The sequence below is a fragment of the Pseudarthrobacter sp. P1 genome, assembly GCF_050156935.1.
Lineage (GTDB): Bacteria > Actinomycetota > Actinomycetes > Actinomycetales > Micrococcaceae > Specibacter.
This window is the reverse complement of the sequence record NZ_CP189585.1, coordinates 190,185-210,811: the sequence shown is the minus strand read 5'-3', so window position 1 is coordinate 210,811 and position 20,627 is coordinate 190,185. Positions and strand designations below refer to the sequence as shown.

Genomic DNA, 20,627 nt, shown 5'->3' with positions numbered 1-20,627 from the left:
ATCCAGAAGGAAACCGGGGAAAGGGCCGACGTAACTTCTGTCTAACAGCGGATACATAGGAAACACTCAGAATACGGGCCGGGTCCTTGGTAGCACCTTGACGTAGCCTGTCCCTATGAGCAGTCCCTTGAGGGCCTGTTCGCACCGGAAGGCACGATGAACAATCCAGTCACACCAGGCCCTGACCCTGCACCGATCCTGGACGTCAATGCTCTGGTGGTCCGGTACGGGACAAGAACTGCGGTGGAGGGGGTAAGCCTTCAGATCAACCGCGGCGAGATCTTTGGCCTGCTGGGACCCAACGGTGCCGGTAAGACCAGCACGCTGAGCGCGATCGAGGGCCTGCTGAAGCTAGCGGCCGGCACCGTCCTGGTGGACGGGCTCGACATTCAACGCGACCCGCTCGCGGCGAAGGCGCGCCTGGGCGTGCAGTTGCAGGCCTCCAGTTTCCAGTCGGAGCTGACCATCGAACAGATCGTGCGCCTGTACGCGGGGCTGTACAGCCTGCGCATCGGCAAGACCGGAATCGCCGATCGAATTCGCAATATCGGGCTGGGTGACGAGCGGGGCAAAACCTACAAGTCGCTCTCCGGTGGACAACAGCAGCGCTTGTCCTTGCTGATCGCCGTGATTCACCAGCCGATCCTGCTGCTGCTCGATGAGCCCACCTCGGGCCTGGATCCGCAATCGAGACGACAGTTGTGGGATCGCATCGAGACGCTGCGCACCGGTGGTGGCAGCATCTTGCTGACCACCCATTCGATGGAAGAAGCGCAGGCAGTGTGCGATCGTGTCGCGATCATCGACCATGGCAAGCTGCTCACCCTGGACACGCCCGCGGGGTTGATCGCCAAGCACCGGAACGACCCGCGAGTGGTGAAAGGCGCCCGAGGCGATGTGACCCTTGAAGACGTGTTCATTGGGCTGACAGGGAGTGAGATCCGTGGCTAAGGCAATCACCACCCCCACCGACAGTGGCAGTGTGCGCCCGGAGATCGGGCTGATCTTCGGGGCGCTGCTGCGTGCTGACTTCACCGTGTTGCTGCGCAGCGGCCGGACGCTGCTGTTGAACTTCGCGGTCCCAATCTTCATCCTGGTCATCATCGGCCTTCGCACCAAGGGCGGAACGTCCGCATTCGCCGGTCCCGGGTTCATTATCGGTCTCGCCCTGACCTACGGGCTGATGGCCTCCAGCCTGATCGGCTACTCCAACACGATCGCCCGTGACCGCGATGCCGGCGTGTTCCAGCGGCTGCGCGTCACCCCGGCCCCGACCTGGGCGATCATGGCCAGCCGCCTGGCCGTGCAGATCGTTGTCGACCTCATCATGACCATTATCGTCGTCGTCCTCGGCGGCATCATCACCAACACCGTCTTCAGCCCCGGCCAGTACCTCCTCCTGGTGTGTGTGTCGATCCTGGGCGGGGCCATGTTCCTCGCCATCGCCCAGGCACTCGTCGCCCTGGTCAGATCCGCGGCCGTGATCAACGCCGTGGGCCGCATCCTCTACATCGTCTTCCTGCTGCTCGGACTCCTGGGCGCCAGCGGAATCCTCGGCACCACCATCCACGCCGTTGCCAACTGGTCACCCGTTGGGGCCATGATCAACCTCTACGCCGGCGTGCTGAACCTCTCCGGCTGGGACTGGACGGACACCATCGGGCTCATCGGCACCGCCGGCTACACCGTCGTCGGCGCCTTCATCGGCATCCGCTGGTTCCGCTGGGACGCACGGTAAAGACAAGGGGAGAATGCATGTCGCAGGATGAACAAGAACCGCCGATCGATTCCGAAGGACCGACCGGGAAGAAGGGCAAACCGTGGTTCCGACCGAACCGGTCCGGCCCGGGATGGCACCCAAGTTCCTGGCAGGGCGGGCTGATACTGGCGGTCATCGTCGCTGCGATTGTTACCGTTGTCGTGCTGTTCAGAACCGGGGTGCTGTGATGCGGCAGTCGTCGTGAATGGTTTCCTCGCCTGGGTTGCGGGTTCCGGTGTCGTGCAGGGTGTGATCATCGGCCTGACCTTCGCGTACCTGACCACGGTCCTGGCCTTGAACGCCGTGGCGAAGACCGAGACAAAGACCGTCAACGGCTGGAGCGCGATCCCCAATGCCGGCCAGCCCGGCAACGGACTGCTGGTGCGGGCCGCACTGCAGAAGGCACTGCCAGTCGTCAACGTGTTCGAAGAGGCCGCCTACTGGACAGCAACCAGCGATGACGCAGGGGCGCGCCTCAGTGGAGGGCATGCCTATTGCCTTCACTTCCCGGCTGGTCAGCTTCCACCGACTGACGCCTTCTGGTCGCTCACAGCCACGGACACCGTCGGCTACAAAATCAGCACCTCCATCGGCCGATCGAGCGTAGATAGCCACTCCGGCCTGCTGAAGAACGCTGACGACTCCGTCGACATTCTGCTGCAGCCACACCAGCCATCCGGTGCCGCACAGAACTGGCTGGCGACGCCGCCGGGTCGGTTCAAGCTCATGCTCCGCGCCTATCTGCCGGGATCTGCCATCGTGGACGGCAATTACGAGGTACCCCCGGTGGTTGAGGTGCGGTCATGAATCGCCTGATTCTGAAGCACGGCACTGCGGTCACGATCGTCATTCTTGCGATCTTTGCTTGGGTCATCTACCGACGGATTGTCGATGGCGGTCTGGACGCGATCATTCCGCTGGCAGTAACGGCTGTGGCCGTGTGGGTGACCGGTACGTTCGTCTTCATCTACTTCTGGCCGCGAATCACGGTCGGCGGCTTCAAGCGCATAATCGTCAGCCGCGGGTTGGGCGGCGGGCCGATTCCTGTCAACACGATCTATGCCGTGCCTGAGAGTGCGTCGCAGTCCACTTCGTCCGGCAGCGTCATCGCAACCGGCACCGATGATGTCCTGTACGTCGGCGGCTGGCTGGACGTAAAGGCCGGACCACAACTTCTGCACGTGCCCGAGATGGAAGGCCGCTACTACAGCGTGCAGTTCACCGACCTGACCAGCGGCGCCAATTTCGCCTACGTCGGCAAACGCACCACCGGCACCACGGCCGGTAACTTCCTCCTCTGCGAAACCAAGTGGGGAGGCGACACGCCAGCACGGATGACCCGGATCGAAGTGCCGCATCATGCCGCATTGCTCATCGGTCGAGTGTTCGTCGCTGACGAGGGCGATCACGAAGCGGCCTACGCACTCGCCACACAGATCCAGCTCAGACCACTAAAACTCGACCGCCAACGTTAACCCGGCCCTGGACCATTAAACGTGGCCACTCACGCCACCTTCAGGAGGACCTGGCCAAGTGAGCCCAATAAATCCGAGGGCGGCAGTCAACTTATGATTCGGGTGGCTACAGAAAACGGAAAAATCTTACGCTAAGGGACCGTCGAGGCAACGTACCCGCTGGCGCACAACTTGTCGATGGACGCCGTGTCAGTAACCGTCCGCAGGGGAACGCTGAGCGCGACAAGGTCGGTTTTCAGTAGGGGATCCGCACGCGGGCAGTTCGACAACCTTGATGGTGACGAGCGCTATCCGTTTCTTCACCATCGTCCAGAGCCGTGATCGTGGCGTTGGTCGAGATGCTGGGCGTGTTCCTCTACGACCTGCCGGGCCGGACCGCGAGAGCGATGTACCCAGAAGCGTTTGAGCGGCCCCAGGAAGCTCCCCGTCGACGGCTCAGCCGGTGGCGCAGGGCGGGCCGGTAGCGGCCCGCCCTGCTTGACGACTGAGCGACTCCGGGCTCGTCGCGGTGTAGTCATGGATGGTTATCCAGTCGGGGACTGACTGCTCCCCTGATCATGCTCATCAGCGACGCGATCCGGCCGGGAAGCGCGTCATCGTCGGCCTGCTGGGACATGAGCCAGACATCCATCGCCTCGCCCATGCCCATCGCGACCGCGATCAGCAGGGTGGGTGGGACGTCGTCGCGCACCGCTCCCACCCGTTGCCCGGTGGCGAGCACCTGCGCGATCCATGGGAGGGATGACTGCTCCAGTTCCTCCTGCGCATTCTGTGAAGCGGGGCTCTTCGCCGCGGCGGCCCAGCCGCGCAGCATGGCGGCCAACTGCGGTGACGCGACGAGTGCTCGCATCAGCCGGAGGTAGTAGTCGCCCAGATCCGACCAGAAGGCGTCGGCATCCCCTACGCTCAGGTCGGGCAGTGGACCGACCTGCTCGAACAGCCCGGCCAGGCCGAGGTGCGCGACGTAGGCGTAGAGATCCTCTTTGCCGTCGAAGTAGTAGTACATCGACCCCTTGGAGATTCCGGCGGCATCGATGACCCGGTTGAGCGAGGCGTCGTGAAATCCGTGCGCCGCGAACTCGTCGAGGGCCGCTTGCACGATCGCCTGTTGCTGCTGCGCAGGCAATTTCGTGAATCGGGGTCGAACCATTCGGTCAGCGCCTCGAGTTCTGTTCCGGGAAGGACGGGAGTTCGACGCGGTCGTGGAAGCTCCTGCCCATCGCGATGTCGGCAACCTTGGGAAGCCCCATCATCTTCAACACCGTATTCCTGACGAAAAGCTGGACTCTGTTCTTCGGGGCGAAGGCCAGACCCAAGCCCTGGGCGGCATCCTGCTTGGAGCGTATCAGCGGGGCCAGCCGCTCCTCGTAGCGGGCGAACGCCTCGCGGTGGTCGCTGGTTCGTGCCAGTTCCGCCGCCAGCGTGTAGGCCTCCACCATGGCCAGTGCCGAGCCCTGTCCGGCCAGGAATGACGGGCACGCGCCGGCATCGCCCACCAAGGCGATGCGGCCGGTCGACCACGACGGCATCTGGATCTGGCTCACCGAGTCGAAGTAGAAGTTCTTCGCGTTGGGCATGGCGGCCAGCATCTCGGGAACCTCCCACCCTTTGTCGCCCAGCTTCTCCCGTAGCAAGCTCTCCTGTGCCGCGCGCTCGACCGGCACGTCGCCGTCGTGCCGCAGGCTGAACAGGAGCAGCGTGGCGTCGTCGCGAAAAGAGAGTCGGATCGCCTGAAACCCGACCTCGGCGTACATCATCGCGACGAGCTCGTCACGTTCCGGATACCGCTCCGCATCGAACGCGGCCACCACCATGCCGAGATACTTCTCGAATTGCTCATCCGGTCCGAAAGCGAGCTTGCGCACCCGCGAGTGCAGGCCATCCGCGCCGATGACGAGATCGAAATCGCGGGTGCTACCGCTCTCGAAGGTGACCCGAACGCGCTCACCGTCGTCGGCGAGGTCTCGCACGGTGTCGCTGAGCATCAGCTCCACCGCGCCGTCGAGGGAGTCGTAGATGACCGCGGCGAGGTCAGTTCGCGGAATGCTCAGATACCGCTTGTTCGACTCGATCACGGCCTCGGGGTTGAACGACGCGATCTTGCGACCGTTCCGATCGATCGCTCTCGCCTCGGTGAACACGTAGCCGCGCGTGCGCAGCTCGGGCACGATGCCCATCCGCTGCGCCACATCGAAGCCGGCGCCCCAGAAATCGATCAGGTAACCGCCGGTGCGCAACTTGGGGGCGTGTTCCACGATGGTGACCTCGTGGCCCGACTTGTTGAGCCAGAATGCCAGCGTCGGGCCGGCGATCCCGGCTCCCACGATCAAGACCTTCATGACGCATCCTTTCCGGCGACCGGTTTAGACCACTAGTCTAAACCGTTGGTCTAAGACCGTCAACGGGTCCGCGCTACCGCCCGAAGACCGGGCGGTGCTTCTGCTGAAACGCCACGAATCCGTGGGAAAATCCCGCACCGCACCGCGCCCAGGTGTGCCCGGCCTGGACTGCGCCCACCGATGTCGGTTCTCACCGTCCGTAAGCCGATCCCCACCGCGACACCTGCCGACCATTCCCCCGTCGCGAAAAATCCATGCAGATACCGGGTCTCCCGATTGACGTACACCCCGCCCGCAAAACCGTCCCGCATAGGTGACACAACCGCCAAAGTAAGCCCCATCCTGACGCACAGCCTCGGTGATGTTTCGCGTCTCAATAACTGCACACATGCGGGGCACTTGGAGTGTGGATTTGATCGCTCTTTGGCGGCATTCCGTTAACGCTTGGTGTCGCCTTTAAGGAGGATGAATCGCGGCTAGTCCTTGAGTTCTCCCGAGCGTCTATAAAACGTTGCGCGGGACATTCCAAGGTCCCGGGCAACCTGCGCAGCGGGCTCGCCGCCTTCGACCAGGCGGACAGCGCTTCGTACCTGGCTGTCGGTGACCCGGCGGGGTCGGCCGCCAAGGTCCTTTCCCGCTTCTCGGCGTTTGCTGATGGAATCGGTGACGCGTTCGCGTTTGATCTCGTGTTCCATTTGCGCGAGAGCGGCCATGATCGTGAACAGCATCGATCCCATGGGTGTCGCGGTGTCGACGTCCCCACCACCGAGGTTCAGGACACGCAGCCCCGCGCCCCGGCTGCGGAGTTCGTGGGCGAAGGCGAGCATGTTCTGGGTGGATCGTCCGAGCCGGTCCAGCGTCGTGATGACCAGGGTGTCACCCTCGATCAGCGCGTCAAGTGCCCGATCGAACTGAGGTCGTGAGGCCCGCGCCCCGGACACACCGTGATCAACGTAGAGGTCATCGCGCCGGACGCCGGCGGCCAGAAGATCCGCCCGCTGCCGGTCGGTGGACTGCTGGCGCGTCGAAACGCGTGCGTAGCCGATCAGTTTCGTCATGGACTGCTCCGATGTGTCTCGTAACTAATGGTGGATGCACGGATTCAATCAGAAGGTTTCGAGACGTAGTTACGAGAATCGCCGGCTGCGGGCGAACCCACACCGTTCCGCGAAAATTAAGGCACTGCCCGTGTTCGCGGTCGTTCGGCCGGTGAGGCGTCTCATATCCCAAGGGTTACAAGACATGCCGGTAGGAGCGATGACGATCTGAGCTCGGAGTGTGGATTGCCGCGTAACCTGACTGTCCCGCAAGTTGTCCCAAAAGTGCCGCCAGGGACAACTTTCGGTACGGCGCTCGGTAGACAATGGCAACGCTCGCCGTCATCTTCCGCTGTCCCTGCGGATATCCACCCGACCCACGGCGATTAAACCGCCATGGGCTGGCAGGAGGGTGGCCTCGAGACCACGATGACAGCGCCCATGCGAACCTCGGGATGTGGGACTTCGCCGGCATTGACGTGCTGCCGCCGGACCTCACCTCCTCTGTCCAAAAAAGAGTGCCGTCGATGCGGGCCGCAGTCGATTCAGTGCCGTTGGGCCCGGGCGGCAGCCAATTGCTTTTGCAGGCCCCTGTTGGCCGCTTCGAGTTCAAGGACGACGTGGATGCCGGCCAGATTCAGACCGTCCTGGAGCAGTGCGCTGATCCGGCGCAGGGTCTCCAGATCCTGTTCGCTGTACCTGCGAGTTCCCCCGACCGTCCGCCCGGGTTCCAGCAGGCCCCTGCGCTCATACAGCCGGAGGTTCTGCTGACCTGTCCCGACCAGTTCCGCAGCCACCGAGATGGCATACACCGCCGCGGTTCTCCCGGTGTGCTGCTCCATCGGACCCTCCTCGAATACTCCGAATTACCCCCTTGCACCAGTTTCCTACCGGTGCTATAAAAAATCTATACCAGCCACAACAGATAAGCAGGCTGGGACTGAATGATAGGAAACGATCTGTAAGGAGTGAGGAGACCATGCTGATGCGTACCGACCCGTTCCGCGAGCTCGACAGGCTCGCCCAGCAGGTCCTTGGCACCACAGCCCGGCCGGCCGCCATGCCCATGGACGCCTGGCAGGAGGGCGAAGAATTCGTCGTCGCGTTCGACCTGCCCGGAGTCGCCGTCGATTCGGTGGACATCGACATCGAACGCAACGTCCTGACGGTGAAAGCGGAGCGCAAGGACCCGGCCGATGAAAAGACGGAGCTGATCGCCGCCGAACGGCCCCGCGGCGTCTTCAGCCGCCAGCTCATTTTGGGAGACGCCCTGGATGCCGACGCGGTGAAGGCCAGCTACGACGCCGGGGTCCTGACGCTGCGGATCCCCGTGGCCGAAAAGGCCAAACCGCGCCGCATCGAAATCGCATCGGACAAGACCCCGCATCAGGAAATCAACGCCTAAGACGCGCCCGGTCAGGCCCGCAGGACCGGGAGCATTGGACCGGCCGCCGGAAGAGTAAAGGGCGATGCAGACCAGCCACGCCACCGCGCCAGTTACGCACCCAAAAAACGGCCCCCGACGATGCCTCCCGCACCGATGGTCCCCGGCCCCACGGGCCGGGGACCATCCCCGCCCCTGGCCGCACTCCAGGTCCTTGGGGGACAGGACGAGGAAAACAGCAGACGGAAACCGGACCATGAAAGAACACAGCCCGGATCCCTACGGGGTACTCCATCTCGGGCCCGCCGCGACGGCCCGTGAGGTCGCCCGCGCCCACCGGGCGCTGGTGCGCGCCCATCATCCCGACACCCGTACCCCCGGGGCAGGGCCCGCCGGTCCGGAAGCCGGCGCGCAGGAACTGCAGGACATCATGGACGCCTACGCGGTGCTCGGCGACCCCGCCAAGCGGGCCGCCTACGACCGGCACCGGCGGGAATCTCCGCCGCCGGCACCAGCGCCGGCACCGCGGGCATACGGGCCCTTGGGTGTTGCACCACACGGCCGGTCCGGTCCTGCCCTGATCATCGGCCCGGTGCGGTGGGAAAGCCACGTGTGTGTGATCGACTATCTGTAGGCCGTTTCAGCCGAGAATATGGGCCACGTTGGTGGCTCGTTTCAGGCCAAAAGAGCGGTAAGAATCAGGCCAGTCATTTCATCCCGGAATCAGGTTTCGGGGGCTGGTTTGGAGATAGAGATCACCCGGTGGTTCGGGCCCCGCCTTGAGTGTCAGGGACATGGGCCCGCCACCCCCAGATAGGTTCCTTACGGCGCTGCCATTGCGAAGCGTATGCGCCGGAAGGGCTGGAAAGCAGATGACGGTACCCATGTCCGTACAAGAAAATATCAGACGACTCGACTCCCAGGGAGTCCCCGTGCGGGAGATCGCCCGCAGGCTGGGAGTCAGCCGGACCTCGGCGGCCAAGTACGCCGAGCAGCAGGACTTCTCCCCGGCGCCGCCGGCACCGCTGGCCAGGCCGGGTGCCTCGGTCCTGGCCGGGTTCGAGCACATCATTGAGCGGTGGCTCATCGAGGATGCGCGCCGGAACCGCAAGCAGCGGCACACGGTCAAGCGGATCTTTGACAGGCTCGTGGAAGAGCATGGGTTCACCGGCACCTATTCACCGGTCCAGCGGCACGTGAAGAAATGGTTGGCCGCCAACCGGCAGCCCGGCGAGGGGTTCACCGAACTGGTCTGGCCTGCCGGCACCGTGCAGGTCGACTTCGGTCAGGCCGAGGCCATCATTGCCGGGATCCGGCAGGTCCTGCACATCCTCGTGGTGACCTTCCCGTTCTCGAACATGCGCTTCGTCCAGGCATACCGCGGCGAGACCGCTGAATGCGTTGCCCACGGGCTGCGGACCGTGTTCGAGCACATTCGGGCTGCGCCGCGGCACATGGTCTTTGACAACGCGACGGGCATCGGAAACCGGGTGGGAACCAGGGTGACCGAGACGAAGCTGTTTGGCGCCTTCAAACTCCATTACCGGTCCCAGTCCCGCTATTGCAATCCATACTCGGGCCACGAGAAGGGCAACGTGGAGAACGCGGTGGGGTTCCTGCGCCGGAACTTCATGGTCCCCGAGCCGGAGGCCGCCACCTTGGAGGGGCTCAACAAGGTCCTCATGGCGCGCTGCGATGCGTTGGCCACCACAGTGCACTACCGCAAGGGCCTGCCCCTGGGTGAGCTGTTCGCCCAGGACGTGGCCGCGCCTCCATGGAACTGCCGGGGATCGGTTTCGATGCCGTGCGCTACGAATCGCGCAAGGCCGACAAGACCGGGAACCTGCTCATTGACGGGAACACGTACGCCGCCGGGCCCGTCTTCCACGGGCGGATGCTCACGGTGGGGTTGGGACACGACGTGGTGCAGATCCTTGACGAGCATTCCGAACCCGTCCGCACGTTCCCACGCGTCTTCGGGAAGCAGGCCGAGACGGTCTTCGACCCGGCTTCCCTGGTGCCGCTGCTCGTGACGAAGCCCGGGGCGTGGTCCCATTCCCCGCTGCGGGCCCTGGTCACCGACCCCGTGCGTGACTGGCTGGACAAAGCCACCGCCACCGGGCGGCGCCGCCTGTTCAACGCCGTGGACGCCGCCTCGTCGGCGGCGGGATTCGATGCCGCGGTGGCCGCTGCCGACACCCTGATCCAGCGCGGGGATGCACCGGACATGGCCATGCTGGGCATGCTGGCCCGCCGTCTGGCTGACGGCACCGAACCGCCGGCAGCCAACGTGGATCTGAGTGTCTATGACACCTTCACCACCCTGAACACCACCACCGGAGAAGTCGCATGAACCCGATCACCGTCCAAGACATCCTCGAAGCGGGCAAGCATGCCTCGCTGACCGGCAGCGTGTTGACCGAATGGGCCGAGAAGGGCACCCCGAAACAACGCGAATACCTCCACGAGGTCCTGCTGGCCGAGCACGAATCCCGGCAGGAGTCACGCCGCCAACGATTGCTGAAGGCAGCGAGGCTGCCGGCCATGAAAACACTCACCGGGTTCGACTACGGCAGTGTCCGGTTCCCGGAGGACTACGGCCGCGAACCCCTCGAATCCCTGGATTTCATCAACCGGGCCCAGGACCTGGTCCTCTACGGGGACGTCGGCACGGGCAAGACCCACATGGCCACCGCCCTGGTGGCCGCAGCCTGCCGGCAGGGCATCCAGGCCAGGTTCTTCACGACCTCCGCCCTGGTCATGATGCTGCGCCGCGCCAAGGACGAAGACCGCCTCGACAAGGAACTGGCCGCCCTGGCCAAGAACCAGCTCCTGGCGATTGACGAACTGGGCTACCTGCCGATCGATACCGAAGGGGCCAGGCTTCTCTTCCAGGTGATCGCTGACGGGTATGAAAAACGCAGCCTGATCATCACCACAAATTTGGAGTTTTCCCGCTGGGGAACAGTGTTCGGGGACGACAACATGGCCGCCGCCGTCATCGACCGGCTGGTCCACCACGGACGGCTTCTGCAATTCCGCGGCGAGTCCTACCGGGTCAAAAATGCCCTCATGAAATAGCCAACCGCTGAAATGGACCAGAAACGGGCCGAGGTGGCCTAATTCTTAGCGCTGAAACGGCCTACTTAGACTTGACGAAACACACCACGGGAACCCGGCTCCCGGACGGCAGATCACCGGAGGTCAGGTTACCGGCCGATGGGATCTGTTCGGCCGGCTGCCGGACCGTGGAGCACGGGGTGAAGAACCCGCTCCGGGCGGGTACCGGATCCTGTGGTGGAACCGGCGGTGAATCCGCCACGCCCGGCCTGCCACCGTCACACCGAACGATCCTGAAAGGAGCCTGCCATGAGCCCCTGGCACCCGTACGATCACCTTCTGCTACCGGCGTTTCATGAACGGTTTGAACAGCGCTGGGGCAAAGGGACGGCCCCGTTCCTGGACCCCGAAGTACATGAACAACCCCTGCCCCGGGCACAATGGATCAACGCCGACACCGGCGCGGCCATCGCCGTGGTCCCCATCTGGGCCGAGGACCCCCGGCACCGCTCCTTCGGGGTCTTCTACCTGCCCCCGTCCGGGGACATCTGGGTGCTGCACCCCGGCTACACGGCCTACATCGAGCCAGGCAAAACAGACACCGGCGAACAGATCACCCTCCGCAACGACGCCTTCAGAAAGGCCGTAGACCACGCCAAGGAATTCATCTACGGCACCCAGTTATAGAACAGGCGTGCCTGGGAGGAGTGCCCCGCAGGAACGTAAATCGCTGGCCAAGCGCTCAGCCCGGGCGTCGAGGACGTCCCATTCGGTCCTTGTCAGACCAAGTCGCTGCTTCCCATGTTCAGGTAGCGGTACACGGTGGCGCGGCTGGCCCCGATGATCTTCCCGATGTCGGCCGGCGTGAGCCCCTGGGCTTTCAGGTCGCGGGCGCGCTTGACCTTCGCATGGGCGGCGGTGACTTCCCGCCGTCCGGCCTTTCGCCCGTGTTCGGCGGCCGCGGCCATGCCGGCCCTGGTCCGCTCGGCCAGCTGGTCGCGCTCGAGCTGGGCGAACGCGGACATGACGGTGAGCATGGCCCGGCCCATCGGCCCCGTCGTGCTGATGCCTTCCGTAATGCTGCGGAAGTGCACGCCTCGGTGTTCCAGGTCATCGATGAGAGCCAGCAGGTTGCGGGTGTTGCGCCCCAGCCGGTCCAGCTTCCAGACCACCACCTCATCACCGTCGCGCAGGTGATCGAGCATTTTGTCCAGTTCGGGCCGGCTGGCCTTCGTGCCGCTCACGCCGTGGTCGGTGAAGATCCGGTGGCAGCCCGCGGCCCTCAACGCCGCATGCTGCAGATCCGTGTTCTGGTCCACGGTGCTGACTCTGGCATATCCGATACTCCCCATGCCGACTCCTCAAATGATCATCAAAGGCCAAATTTCCTTTTGTTGAGAATAGCCTACGTGAGACACATTGATGAGACGATTCCGGGTCCCGGGAACTGCCGCGAAAGCTGGACTTCGGCCAACCGCCGTCGGCCGGCCGTCGTGTCCTGATAAAGGAACCTTTGATAGGACGTAAAACTCCGTCCCCCAGGCGCTCATATCCACTTCGTGGACGGGAGGTGCCACCAAGTGATGCTCACCCTCTTAAGCGGTGCCTTGACACGGCGGTAGTCCGGCGGGGCGCTCCACCCGTCGTCATGTGGCGTCGCTGGGAAGCGTCCAATCGAAGTCGCGGGACGCAGTTGCCCGTCGTCTGGATTGAAGGGAAGAATCCTGAAGACCCCCGCCTCAGGATCCACTGCCCCGTCCACGAGTCGCATCCCGGACCACACGCCCATCTTGCAGAGTCCCGGATGGTGGCCGGCGTGATCGACCTCATTGCGCGTGACGATGACCGAGTTCCCTCTGCTCTGGGTGCCTTTCGCTTCAAGGTAGATCCGCTCGGTAGCCCTGTCCGCTGCGGCGTCGTAGGGATGATTTTGCCGGGTGTCTGTAACGGTCCAGCCGGCGTTTCGGTAGTGGCGCATCAAACGATCATGTGCAGCATTCTCAATCGCTCTGCGGATGTCGGCGTCCATTTGCAGCCCTTGGCCCCCTGCACCGGGTAGATCCCGCGCCTCTGGTAGGTCCGCCTCTACCGCGCCGGCAGTCTCAGGGTCCGGGCCATACAAAATTGAGTTCCTGCTGCCGGGCGCGTATTCGACCGGCGTCCAGATCAAGGCCTCGTGGACGGGATGTCCAGCCGACAGGGGGCGGCCGTTGAGAGCCTTCTTTGGTCGCCCTGTGTCGATACCCGTCACGATCTCGTGATCCGGGCCACGGAGTTCCACGACCAGCACGATCCGGCCTTGGTAGTTGAGAGCTGCCCATCGCTCACTCGCGATGCGCGTCTTGTCCAGGAACCAGTCACCGCGATTGTGCGCCCAGAGCTGCTCTGGTGTTGCCTCAGGGTCCTAGCCGTACCAGTCACGCCCGAGCGGATCATCGCTGTCGGCGGTCTGTCGGTCGCTGAGCTTGATGTTCATAACCATGAATCGAGTTATCGCCGACCGATGCCAGCGAACCACGCACGACAGCGAGTGGAACCTCGTGCCGTCCGCTGGCCTGACCCCGGCCGGCGCCTCGTCAGGGGGTTGATTGATGGAACCGTTCCCAGCTGATCAGCGACGGTATGGCGGCGCCCTCCACTCACGACACCGGCCATTTACCGCTAACAAAACAACGCCGGATACTGCTGCGATTCACAGCTCGGAGCGTACCGGTGGAGCATCATGGTCTGAGAACTCCCATGAGCGGTCATCGGGACCACTTTGACGGGGCTCCCGGAATCTCTGAAGCAGCAAGAAGAGTGCACACCCGTTTTGCTACGTCGACTTGAAGAGGGCTCCAGGAAAACGTCAACTGCCCGCGAATATAGACTTCCCCGCCCTGGTCGTCCTCCACCAGGGACACTGCCAGGCCCACCGGCACGGCAGCCGAAACCATCGCAACAGGCAGGGGCGGTTGGGTGGTCATGACAGCCATCATGTCGCCCTTCCAAACGCAATGAATTCTCATGTCTATTTTATCGTTAAATGGGCAAAATTATTATCGTTAAATGGGCAAAATTAACAGCAGTGCATCGACGGGAGACCCCGGAAAATCAACGAACACCCCAGGTCTTCACCCAGCCATGTCCCGAGACCCCAGCCTCCGTACTCTGCCGGGCTGATGTCTTTTGCTTCTGCCGAGGTGACGTCTTCAGCCTTTACGTTGAGCATCTTCATCACGCCGCCGCCGTAGACTCGAGCCCCCGATTCGTTCAACGACGACCTTACCCAGGGCGACTGCAAAGTCGCGGGTGACTGGTTGGCGTCTTAAATAGTGAGACGATCCGGGGTCCGACTGACTGTTAAAAGAGGATTAAAAGAGGATAACCCCCGTTAAGCCAGTAGGTGTTGAAGCCGCTGTCTTACCAGGAGTTCCCTCGTGCCATCCTCTCACCTTGCCTTGTTGGTCGACGGATTTTCCGGTTCCGGGCCGGTGTCCATCCATCGATCGCGCCCGGGCCCTGGCGGTGCTGTGTGAACTGCCGGATCCGCGGGCGAAGCGGGGCGTGCGGCACCGCTTCGCGCACCTGCTGGTCATCATGGTGTGCGCCGTCATCGCCGGGCAGAAAACCCTGGTGGAGATCGCCGAATGGGCCGCCGACACGGCCCGGGACCAGCTCGCCGAATTGGGCATCGGCGCCCCACACGCCACCACGCTCGGCCGGGTGCTTGAACGCCTCGACGGGGACGCGATGGACAAACTGGCCGGCGCCTGGGCCCAGGCGGTGACCTCCGCAACGGCGATCGCGATTGACGGGAAGGAAGTCCGTGGTGCGAAGAACGGTGGCGGTTCCAGGGTGCATTTGATGTCCGCCATCGACCAGGACACCGGTGCCGTGCTGGGGCAGGTCTCGGTGGCCGAGAAATCCAACGAAATCCCCTATTTCTCCACCCTGCCGGACGGCATCAAGGACGTCCGTGGTGTCGTCGTGGCCGCCGATGCGCTGCACACCCAACGTAATCACGCCGCCTACTTGCACGGCCGGGGCGAACACTATGTGCTCCCGGTTATGCCGATCTGGGGTATTCATCTGACCGGCCTAGTTTTGGGTCCGCCATGGCCGGTCGGCGGCAGTGTGCTCCATGCTTGGCGGGTGGCCGCGGCGTGTAGGCGGAGTGGGGTGGGCTGGTTTGGGCCCGGGATCGGCGACTATGCCGCGGTAGCGTACCGGGTCGTGGGCGACGGCGAGTTGCAGCACGCGGAAGAAGATCAGGCCCGGGCTGGTGGAGTGGCGGCGGTTGAAGCGGAACACGAACTCGTTGAGGTAGGCCTGCAGGTGCGCCTCACCGACCGAGCCCTGGTGGGTGCCCAGCAGCCAGCGCTTGGCTAATGAAATGACGCGGTGGACCGCCGGCAACAATGGCCCCGGGTCCTCGCCGCGGGCGCGGGCAGCGCGTTGGCTGCGCGGCTCGTGGCCATAGCCGAGCGCCCCGATGCCCTGGTAGCCGGCCCAGCCATCGGTGATGACCAGGGTGCCCGGTGCAACATTCTCCGCGACGAAGTGATGCAGTGACGGCCCCGTGGCATCCGTCAGCAACGCCATGCGGGCCCGGCCGAAACCCGCCGGTTCGGTGACCTCGACCGCGACACCGGCCGGGGCCTTCTTGCCGCGGGCACGTCCGCCGGCCAGTCCTGGCTCGTAGCCGCCGATGAATGTTTCATCGACCTCGACCACGCCGGCCAGCCGTTCCCGGCCCGGACGCACCAGCACCGAGCGCAACCGGTGCAGCATCGCCCACGCCGTCGGGTATGAGCCGATCCCCAGCGACCGTTGCAGGCCCTGGGCGGAGATGCCGTTCTTCTGCATGGAAAACAGCCGGCAGGCCGTGAACCACACCGTCAGCGGTGTCCGGCGGCGATCGAAGAGAGTCCCTGCCGTGACGGCCGTCCGGGCGCCGCAGGCAACACATTTGTGCCGCCCGTCGGCCATAACCCACCCGCCGGCATGCGAGCAGTGCGGGCAAACGAAGCCATCCGGCCAGCGCAGCCAATCCAGATAGTCCAGACAATCAGCATCGGTCGCAAACCATGCCCGGAACTCCCCGGCAGAGCGCGGGTAATCCACCCCAGCCCGGGGCCGGAACTCGTCCACACCCTCATTTTAGTCCGGTCAGCTGACTACCCCAGAGTATTATTACGAGTGGACAGCAGGGACTCCGGAATTGACCGGCACTCCGGAAGGATCCCCACGATGGCACCTTCAGCCGCAGACCGGCTCGCCGCCTGCCGGCGCCGCTACAGGGAGCTGGCGCTAGAGATGGCAAGTCTTGGCTACATCTGCGCCGGCAGCCTTGCCCTGCGCCATAACCGGTGTGGCAAGCCGAACTGCCGGTGCCATGCCGACCGGCCGGTGCTGCATGGTCCCTGCTGGCAATGGACCGCCAAGATCCACGGCAAGACCGCCACCCGCCGGCTCACCGGGCCCGAGCTCTAGGCCGAATGGATCGCCAACGACCGGAAACTACGCGCACTCGTTTCCCAGATGCGCAGCGTCGCCAACCAACCCACCGAACTCCTGCTCAAAGAGAACGCGCAACGGGAGCGCTGAGGTTTAATCGCAAGCTAAGACTGTTCAGGGGACACGTGCAGGAAGTGCTGTCCAGGCCCTGTTCTGACACTCTTATCCCATGCTGCCTGACGTCAGGCTAGCGTTTACCTAATATTGACAGGAGGCGGAGTGACCGTACTTCGCAACAACTGGTCATGGACTGTCATAGCAGCCATATCCGTGCAAGGGGATCCTGGCCATGGTTCAGCCGGAGAATGCCCCCTTCTGCTGGAGCCGTATATACGACGAAACCTTCGACGGCTGGTCGTCCACAATGTAAGGCTATATGTGTGGAGCGATTATTTGCGGCGCGCGGTCGGAGGCAGGGGTGCCCACGAAGAGCCGCCAGGGCACGGCGTGGAGGTCAATCTGCTTCCCCGCGTATCGTCCGGGGGAGTAGATTCCCCCCATGAAGCGGCCGGTGTTGGTTGCGATGATCACATCGTTCTGGTCGACGAGGCACGTATTCGGAGGTAGGGCCCGAAGGTTCGGTTCGAGCTGGCTTTGAATTCCCCGGACAAGTACATCCGCAGCGACGATCCCGACCATTTCTTCCCCCACGAAAACGGCTTTGCTGAAGGTGATGATGTTTTCGTTGCTCCCGTTCGCGTCCAAGTACGCATGGCTGATGTGGACGGCTCCATCGCCGTAATCCTCGGGACGCCACGTTGCCGTACCGCCCTCATATAAGTCCCAGTCGATCACGAGCCGCTGAAGGGACTGAGGTCCAGACGGGGCATGGCACCACGCCGCGCCCGCAGGGCCGAATGAGACGTCAGGCAAGAAGCCCGCTCCGTATAAAAGTGGAACGGCCCCTTCGAGAGTCTGTCGCGAAGCGTCGTAGATTGCGTCCAGGTCAGAGCTGTCCCCCTGACGCTTAGAGCCTAGCTGTGCGCGAACCGCGTGTTCAATCGAACGGATCGAGGATGAGGCCGTATCCGCCAGCAACTCCGTAAAGGATTCGATCAACGCTACTTGGCGTTCTTCCTTGACGGGGTCAGAAAAAGACTCTTCGCGTGATCCGTCCACGCTCATTCGTAAGTCGAGTACCCGGTTCATATCCGAACGGACATGATCTTCGGCCAGAGCCCGGGCTTGTGCCCCGTCTCCGGACCGGATGGCCTCCACGATAGCGACATGTTCTGCCGCGGCGTTACCGTATCCGACGGGGGCTGCCCAAATCAGCGGCCCCACCTCGGCCTGCATCGCCATCTCCTCGCGTGTGAGCCTGACGGAACCCGAGCTTGCGGCAAGTTCGATGTGAAACCTGCTGTCGTCACGGATCGCCTGCGCAGAATCCTCAGCCGACTCGATCTTCAGCGCCATGGATGCCAAGCGCCCAAGGGAAAGCCGTCCGCTCCGCTCCGCCGCGGCCGCAGCTGCCGAACCCGCCAAGAAGGCCCAGTAGTCACGGATATCGCGCAGGTCATCAAGAGAATAGGCCATGAGAGATTCACGCTCGGCCTTGATGATGTCGCCGGTACTGGCCTTGACGAAGCTTCCGCCGCCCTTGCCCCGCCGCGTCTCGAGCAAGCCGCGCCCCCGTAGCTCGGCCAACGCGGCGCGAAGAGTCAGTGTTGACACGCCCATCTTGGCTGCAAGCTCGTTTTCACTGGGCAGCTGAGTCCCGTCTTCAAGCACTCCGAGCTCAATGGCGTACCTGAGCCGCCTCCCGACCTCTTCCCCCCGATCAAAGGTGGCCAAGGGGGCGAAGGCGAGCTGCTCTCTCCACGTGGTCATGGACCCTTGCTCCTTCGTAGGCGTGCTCGGCTACGCCTTCTTCATTGTCTAACCTTTAACTTCAAATGTCTATTGACATATAAGCTTAAAGGTCTAAGACTTAAGGAAGAACAGAGGGATGTAGACATCTCCGCAACCGGGTTTTGAAAGGAAATGATCAGCATGACACGAGAAGAAGCCTATGCAGGTTGCCCTTCGGACTCGTACGTGGAGTTCTACGGCGGGCAGTGGCTTGTCATTCCGCTTGCGCCAGTTGAGCAGCCCTCCTTTTTCACCTGTCTGCCTCGCAGCAGGCGGGGCACCTACCACTAGGGCGTGTCTCCCAATGCGGCGCTCCAGATGACGACGGCGTGCAGGACGGCCGCTGAGCGGTAGGTGAGGGCCAGTTTGTCGTAGCGGGTGGCCAGGGACCGCCATTGCTTGAGGGTGTTGAAGCTGCGCTCGACCACATTGCGCCGTTTGTAGGCGTCCCTGTCGTATCTGACGGGGCGTCCCCCGGCGGAGCCCTTGCGTTTCCGGTTGGCCTTCTGGTCGTCCTTTTCCGGGATAACGCACTCGATGCCCCGCCCGCGCAGGTACGCCCGGATTGCTTTGGAGGAATAGGCCTTGTCGGCCATGGCCCGGTCCGGGCGGGTGCGGGCCCGGCCGGGACCGGGCCTTTCTACCTTCAGGGCCTCCATGAGGTTCTCAAACATCGGCGAGTCCCCGCCCTGGCCCGGCCCCAGCAGCAGGACCAGGGGACGCATGTTGCCATCCACCAGGGCGTGGATCTTGGTGGTCAGCCCGCCGCGGGACCGGCCGATGGCATGGTCCTCAGGCTCGTCGAGCAGATTCCTGTAATTCGACAGGTCCCCCTGTGTGGCGGGGCAGGTTCGTGCCGTGCTGGTGGGCACGGTTGACCGTGGAGTCGATCGAGACCTCCCAGTTGATCAGCCCGGCCGTGTCCGCGCGGGTCAGCAACGCCGCCAGGACCTTGTCCCAGGTCCCGTTGGCGGCGTTGCGGCGGTGGTGCTTCCACACGGTCTTCCACGACCCGAAATAGGCAGGGAGATCACGCCATGGGATCCCTGCCCGGTAGCGGTAGATGATGCCCTCGGTCATCAGCCGGTGGTCGTTGAAGGGTCGGCCCGGTTTCCCCGACGAATCGGGCATCAACGGGGCAATGGACTCCCACTGGGCATCGGACAACACGGAATAGCGAGAAGGCACCCATCAATCATGCCAAACCGCAAAACCACTGATTAGGAGACACACCCTAGGGCGTGTCTCCCAATGCGGCGCTCCAGATGACGACGGCGTGCAGGACGGCCGCTGAGCGGTAGGTGAGGGCCAGTTTGTCGTAGCGGGTGGCCAGGGACCGCCATTGCTTGAGGGTGTTGAAGCTGCGCTCGACCACATTGCGCCGTTTGTAGGCGTCCCTGTCGTATCTGACGGGGCGTCCCCCGGCGGAGCCCTTGCGTTTCCGGTTGGCCTTCTGGTCGTCCTTTTCCGGGATAACGCACTCGATGCCCCGCCCGCGCAGGTACGCCCGGATTGCTTTGGAGGAATAGGCCTTGTCGGCCATGGCCCGGTCCGGGCGGGTGCGGGCCCGGCCGGGACCGGGCCTTTCTACCTTCAGGGCCTCCATGAGGTTCTCAAACATCGGCGAGTCCCCGCCCTGGCCCGGCCCCAGCAGCAGGACCAGGGGACGCATGTTGCCATCCACCAGGGCGTGGATCTTGGTGGTCAGCCCGCCGCGGGACCGGCCGATGGCATGGTCCTCAGGCTCGTCGAGCAGATTCCTGTAATTCGACAGGTCCCCCTGTGTGGCGGGGCAGGTTCGTGCCGTGCTGGTGGGCACGGTTGACCGTGGAGTCGATCGAGACCTCCCAGTTGATCAGCCCGGCCGTGTCCGCGCGGGTCAGCAACGCCGCCAGGACCTTGTCCCAGGTCCCGTTGGCGGCGTTGCGGCGGTGGTGCTTCCACACGGTCTTCCACGACCCGAAATAGGCAGGGAGATCACGCCATGGGATCCCTGCCCGGTAGCGGTAGATGATGCCCTCGGTCATCAGCCGGTGGTCGTTGAAGGGTCGGCCCGGTTTCCCCGACGAATCGGGCATCAACGGGGCAATGGACTCCCACTGGGCATCGGACAACACGGAATAGCGAGAAGGCACCCATCAATCATGCCAAACCGCAAAACCACTGATTAGGAGACACACCCTAGTAGTGCTTGGTTAGGTTGGTGCCCGTTGCCGGCACCAG

The 20,627-nt window shown here is 63.6% G+C and carries 20 protein-coding genes and 2 pseudogenes; 12 read left to right on the top strand and 10 right to left on the bottom strand.

All coding sequences use genetic code 11. The features are described 5' to 3' along the window. Window positions 1-156 precede the first annotated feature (156 nt). The 5 genes from ACQCSX_RS21840 (at window position 157) to ACQCSX_RS21820 (ending at window position 3,234) form a co-directional block, all read left to right on the top strand. Window positions 157-951 carry an ABC transporter ATP-binding protein gene (locus ACQCSX_RS21840; protein ID WP_427019188.1) on the top strand — a complete coding sequence of 265 codons (795 nt, stop codon included), beginning with the start codon at window positions 157-159 and terminating at the stop codon, window positions 949-951. Beyond that, window positions 944-1,738 (top strand): ABC transporter permease, encoded by a 795-nt coding sequence (locus tag ACQCSX_RS21835; RefSeq protein WP_427019187.1) that lies wholly within the window; start codon window positions 944-946, stop codon window positions 1,736-1,738. Before ACQCSX_RS21840 ends, ACQCSX_RS21835 begins: the two co-directional genes overlap by 8 nt. A gap of 17 nt (window positions 1,739-1,755) precedes the next feature. After that, window positions 1,756-1,947, top strand: a complete 192-nt coding sequence (locus ACQCSX_RS21830; protein WP_427019186.1) for a hypothetical protein — start codon at window positions 1,756-1,758, stop codon at window positions 1,945-1,947. A 61-nt stretch (window positions 1,948-2,008) separates the two neighbouring features. After that, window positions 2,009-2,566, top strand: coding sequence for a DUF1214 domain-containing protein (locus ACQCSX_RS21825; RefSeq protein ID WP_427019185.1), 558 nt, complete (start codon window positions 2,009-2,011; stop codon window positions 2,564-2,566). Further along, complete coding sequence (locus ACQCSX_RS21820) at window positions 2,563-3,234, top strand: DUF1254 domain-containing protein (protein ID WP_427019184.1); 672 nt, start codon at window positions 2,563-2,565, stop codon at window positions 3,232-3,234. Before ACQCSX_RS21825 ends, ACQCSX_RS21820 begins: the two co-directional genes overlap by 4 nt. A 514-nt stretch (window positions 3,235-3,748) precedes the next feature. Here the strand turns inward: ACQCSX_RS21820 and ACQCSX_RS21815 are convergent. From ACQCSX_RS21815 to ACQCSX_RS21800, 4 genes are all read right to left on the bottom strand, one after another. Further along, the gene (locus tag ACQCSX_RS21815) at window positions 3,749-4,360 is read right to left on the bottom strand and encodes a TetR/AcrR family transcriptional regulator (RefSeq protein WP_427019183.1); all 612 of its coding nucleotides are present in this window, start codon (window positions 4,358-4,360) and stop codon (window positions 3,749-3,751) included. A gap of 28 nt (window positions 4,361-4,388) precedes the next feature. After that, window positions 4,389-5,573 carry an FAD-binding domain gene (locus ACQCSX_RS21810; RefSeq protein ID WP_427019182.1) on the bottom strand — a complete coding sequence of 395 codons (1,185 nt, stop codon included), beginning with the start codon at window positions 5,571-5,573 and terminating at the stop codon, window positions 4,389-4,391. 476 nt (window positions 5,574-6,049) lie between these two features. Further along, window positions 6,050-6,631 carry a recombinase family protein gene (locus tag ACQCSX_RS21805; protein ID WP_427019181.1) on the bottom strand — a complete coding sequence of 194 codons (582 nt, stop codon included), beginning with the start codon at window positions 6,629-6,631 and terminating at the stop codon, window positions 6,050-6,052. A gap of 524 nt (window positions 6,632-7,155) precedes the next feature. Beyond that, window positions 7,156-7,452, bottom strand: a complete 297-nt coding sequence (locus tag ACQCSX_RS21800) for a MerR family transcriptional regulator (RefSeq protein WP_427019180.1) — start codon at window positions 7,450-7,452, stop codon at window positions 7,156-7,158. 137 nt (window positions 7,453-7,589) lie between these two features. Here ACQCSX_RS21800 and ACQCSX_RS21795 point away from each other — a divergent pair, with 137 nt between their 5' ends. From ACQCSX_RS21795 to ACQCSX_RS21775, 5 genes and pseudogenes are all read left to right on the top strand, one after another. After that, on the top strand, window positions 7,590-8,015 hold the full coding sequence (locus ACQCSX_RS21795) for an Hsp20/alpha crystallin family protein (RefSeq protein WP_427019179.1): 426 nt from the start codon (window positions 7,590-7,592) through the stop codon (window positions 8,013-8,015). Window positions 8,016-8,250: 235 nt separating this feature from the next. Further along, window positions 8,251-8,628 carry a J domain-containing protein gene (locus ACQCSX_RS21790; protein WP_427019178.1) on the top strand — a complete coding sequence of 126 codons (378 nt, stop codon included), beginning with the start codon at window positions 8,251-8,253 and terminating at the stop codon, window positions 8,626-8,628. 250 nt (window positions 8,629-8,878) lie between these two features. Next, window positions 8,879-10,347 (top strand): annotated as a pseudogene (gene istA, locus ACQCSX_RS21785) (IS21 family transposase). Beyond that, window positions 10,344-11,075 (top strand): IS21-like element helper ATPase IstB, encoded by a 732-nt coding sequence (gene istB, locus ACQCSX_RS21780; protein ID WP_427015968.1) that lies wholly within the window; start codon window positions 10,344-10,346, stop codon window positions 11,073-11,075. The pseudogene istA and the gene istB overlap by 4 nt, the downstream one beginning before the upstream one ends. Before the next feature lie 288 nt (window positions 11,076-11,363). After that, window positions 11,364-11,741: a hypothetical protein gene (locus ACQCSX_RS21775; protein ID WP_427019177.1), complete on the top strand. Its 378-nt coding sequence runs from the start codon at window positions 11,364-11,366 to the stop codon at window positions 11,739-11,741. A 92-nt stretch (window positions 11,742-11,833) separates the two neighbouring features. On the opposite strand, the gene ACQCSX_RS21770 is transcribed toward ACQCSX_RS21775, so the two are convergent. Next, the gene (locus ACQCSX_RS21770; RefSeq protein WP_427019176.1) at window positions 11,834-12,406 is read right to left on the bottom strand and encodes a recombinase family protein; all 573 of its coding nucleotides are present in this window, start codon (window positions 12,404-12,406) and stop codon (window positions 11,834-11,836) included. Between the two features lie 194 nt (window positions 12,407-12,600). Next, complete coding sequence (locus ACQCSX_RS21765; protein WP_427019175.1) at window positions 12,601-13,344, bottom strand: protein NO VEIN domain-containing protein; 744 nt, start codon at window positions 13,342-13,344, stop codon at window positions 12,601-12,603. Between the two features lie 1,217 nt (window positions 13,345-14,561). On the opposite strand from ACQCSX_RS21765, the pseudogene ACQCSX_RS21760 reads away from it, so the two are divergent. Continuing rightward, window positions 14,562-15,044: pseudogene (locus ACQCSX_RS21760) on the top strand (ISAs1 family transposase); the annotation flags it as partial. Window positions 15,045-15,134: 90 nt separating this feature from the next. On the opposite strand, the gene ACQCSX_RS21755 reads toward ACQCSX_RS21760, so the two are convergent. Continuing rightward, window positions 15,135-16,187, bottom strand: a complete 1,053-nt coding sequence (locus ACQCSX_RS21755; RefSeq protein ID WP_427019174.1) for an IS1595 family transposase — start codon at window positions 16,185-16,187, stop codon at window positions 15,135-15,137. Window positions 16,188-16,286: 99 nt separating this feature from the next. Between ACQCSX_RS21755 and ACQCSX_RS21750 the strand changes: the two genes are divergently transcribed. Continuing rightward, the gene (locus ACQCSX_RS21750) at window positions 16,287-16,529 is read left to right on the top strand and encodes a DUF6788 family protein (RefSeq protein WP_427019173.1); all 243 of its coding nucleotides are present in this window, start codon (window positions 16,287-16,289) and stop codon (window positions 16,527-16,529) included. A gap of 396 nt (window positions 16,530-16,925) precedes the next feature. Here ACQCSX_RS21750 and ACQCSX_RS21745 read toward each other — a convergent pair whose 3' ends face one another. The 3 genes from ACQCSX_RS21745 to ACQCSX_RS21735 all read right to left on the bottom strand — a co-directional run bounded on the left by ACQCSX_RS21745 (window position 16,926) and on the right by ACQCSX_RS21735 (window position 20,482). Continuing rightward, window positions 16,926-18,383 carry a GntR family transcriptional regulator gene (locus tag ACQCSX_RS21745; RefSeq protein WP_427019172.1) on the bottom strand — a complete coding sequence of 486 codons (1,458 nt, stop codon included), beginning with the start codon at window positions 18,381-18,383 and terminating at the stop codon, window positions 16,926-16,928. 308 nt (window positions 18,384-18,691) lie between these two features. Further along, window positions 18,692-19,535 (bottom strand): IS5 family transposase gene (locus tag ACQCSX_RS21740; RefSeq protein WP_427019270.1). Its coding sequence is split into 2 segments (ribosomal slippage): window positions 18,692-19,198 and window positions 19,200-19,535, totalling 843 coding nucleotides; the frame shifts between segments, so codons are not numbered across the junction. A 103-nt stretch (window positions 19,536-19,638) separates the two neighbouring features. After that, window positions 19,639-20,482 (bottom strand): IS5 family transposase gene (locus ACQCSX_RS21735; RefSeq protein WP_427019270.1). Its coding sequence is split into 2 segments (ribosomal slippage): window positions 19,639-20,145 and window positions 20,147-20,482, totalling 843 coding nucleotides; the frame shifts between segments, so codons are not numbered across the junction. Window positions 20,483-20,627: the final 145 nt, after the last annotated feature.

Bases quoted from the DNA above. Each gene is read 5' to 3' on its own strand.
- ACQCSX_RS21840 (WP_427019188.1), top strand. From the start codon at position 157: ATGAACAATCCAGTCACACCAGGCCCTGACCCTGCACCGATCCTGGAC.
- ACQCSX_RS21830 (WP_427019186.1), top strand. From the start codon at position 1,756: ATGTCGCAGGATGAACAAGAACCGCCGATCGATTCCGAAGGACCGACC.
- ACQCSX_RS21820 (WP_427019184.1), top strand. From the start codon at position 2,563: ATGAATCGCCTGATTCTGAAGCACGGCACTGCGGTCACGATCGTCATT.
- ACQCSX_RS21810 (WP_427019182.1), bottom strand. From the start codon at position 5,573: ATGAAGGTCTTGATCGTGGGAGCCGGGATCGCCGGCCCGACGCTGGCA.
- ACQCSX_RS21805 (WP_427019181.1), bottom strand. From the start codon at position 6,631: ATGACGAAACTGATCGGCTACGCACGCGTTTCGACGCGCCAGCAGTCC.
- ACQCSX_RS21800 (WP_427019180.1), bottom strand. From the start codon at position 7,452: ATGGAGCAGCACACCGGGAGAACCGCGGCGGTGTATGCCATCTCGGTG.
- ACQCSX_RS21795 (WP_427019179.1), top strand. From the start codon at position 7,590: ATGCTGATGCGTACCGACCCGTTCCGCGAGCTCGACAGGCTCGCCCAG.
- ACQCSX_RS21790 (WP_427019178.1), top strand. From the start codon at position 8,251: ATGAAAGAACACAGCCCGGATCCCTACGGGGTACTCCATCTCGGGCCC.
- istB (WP_427015968.1), top strand. From the start codon at position 10,344: ATGAACCCGATCACCGTCCAAGACATCCTCGAAGCGGGCAAGCATGCC.
- ACQCSX_RS21775 (WP_427019177.1), top strand. From the start codon at position 11,364: ATGAGCCCCTGGCACCCGTACGATCACCTTCTGCTACCGGCGTTTCAT.
- ACQCSX_RS21770 (WP_427019176.1), bottom strand. From the start codon at position 12,406: ATGGGGAGTATCGGATATGCCAGAGTCAGCACCGTGGACCAGAACACG.
- ACQCSX_RS21750 (WP_427019173.1), top strand. From the start codon at position 16,287: ATGGCACCTTCAGCCGCAGACCGGCTCGCCGCCTGCCGGCGCCGCTAC.
- ACQCSX_RS21745 (WP_427019172.1), bottom strand. From the start codon at position 18,383: ATGACCACGTGGAGAGAGCAGCTCGCCTTCGCCCCCTTGGCCACCTTT.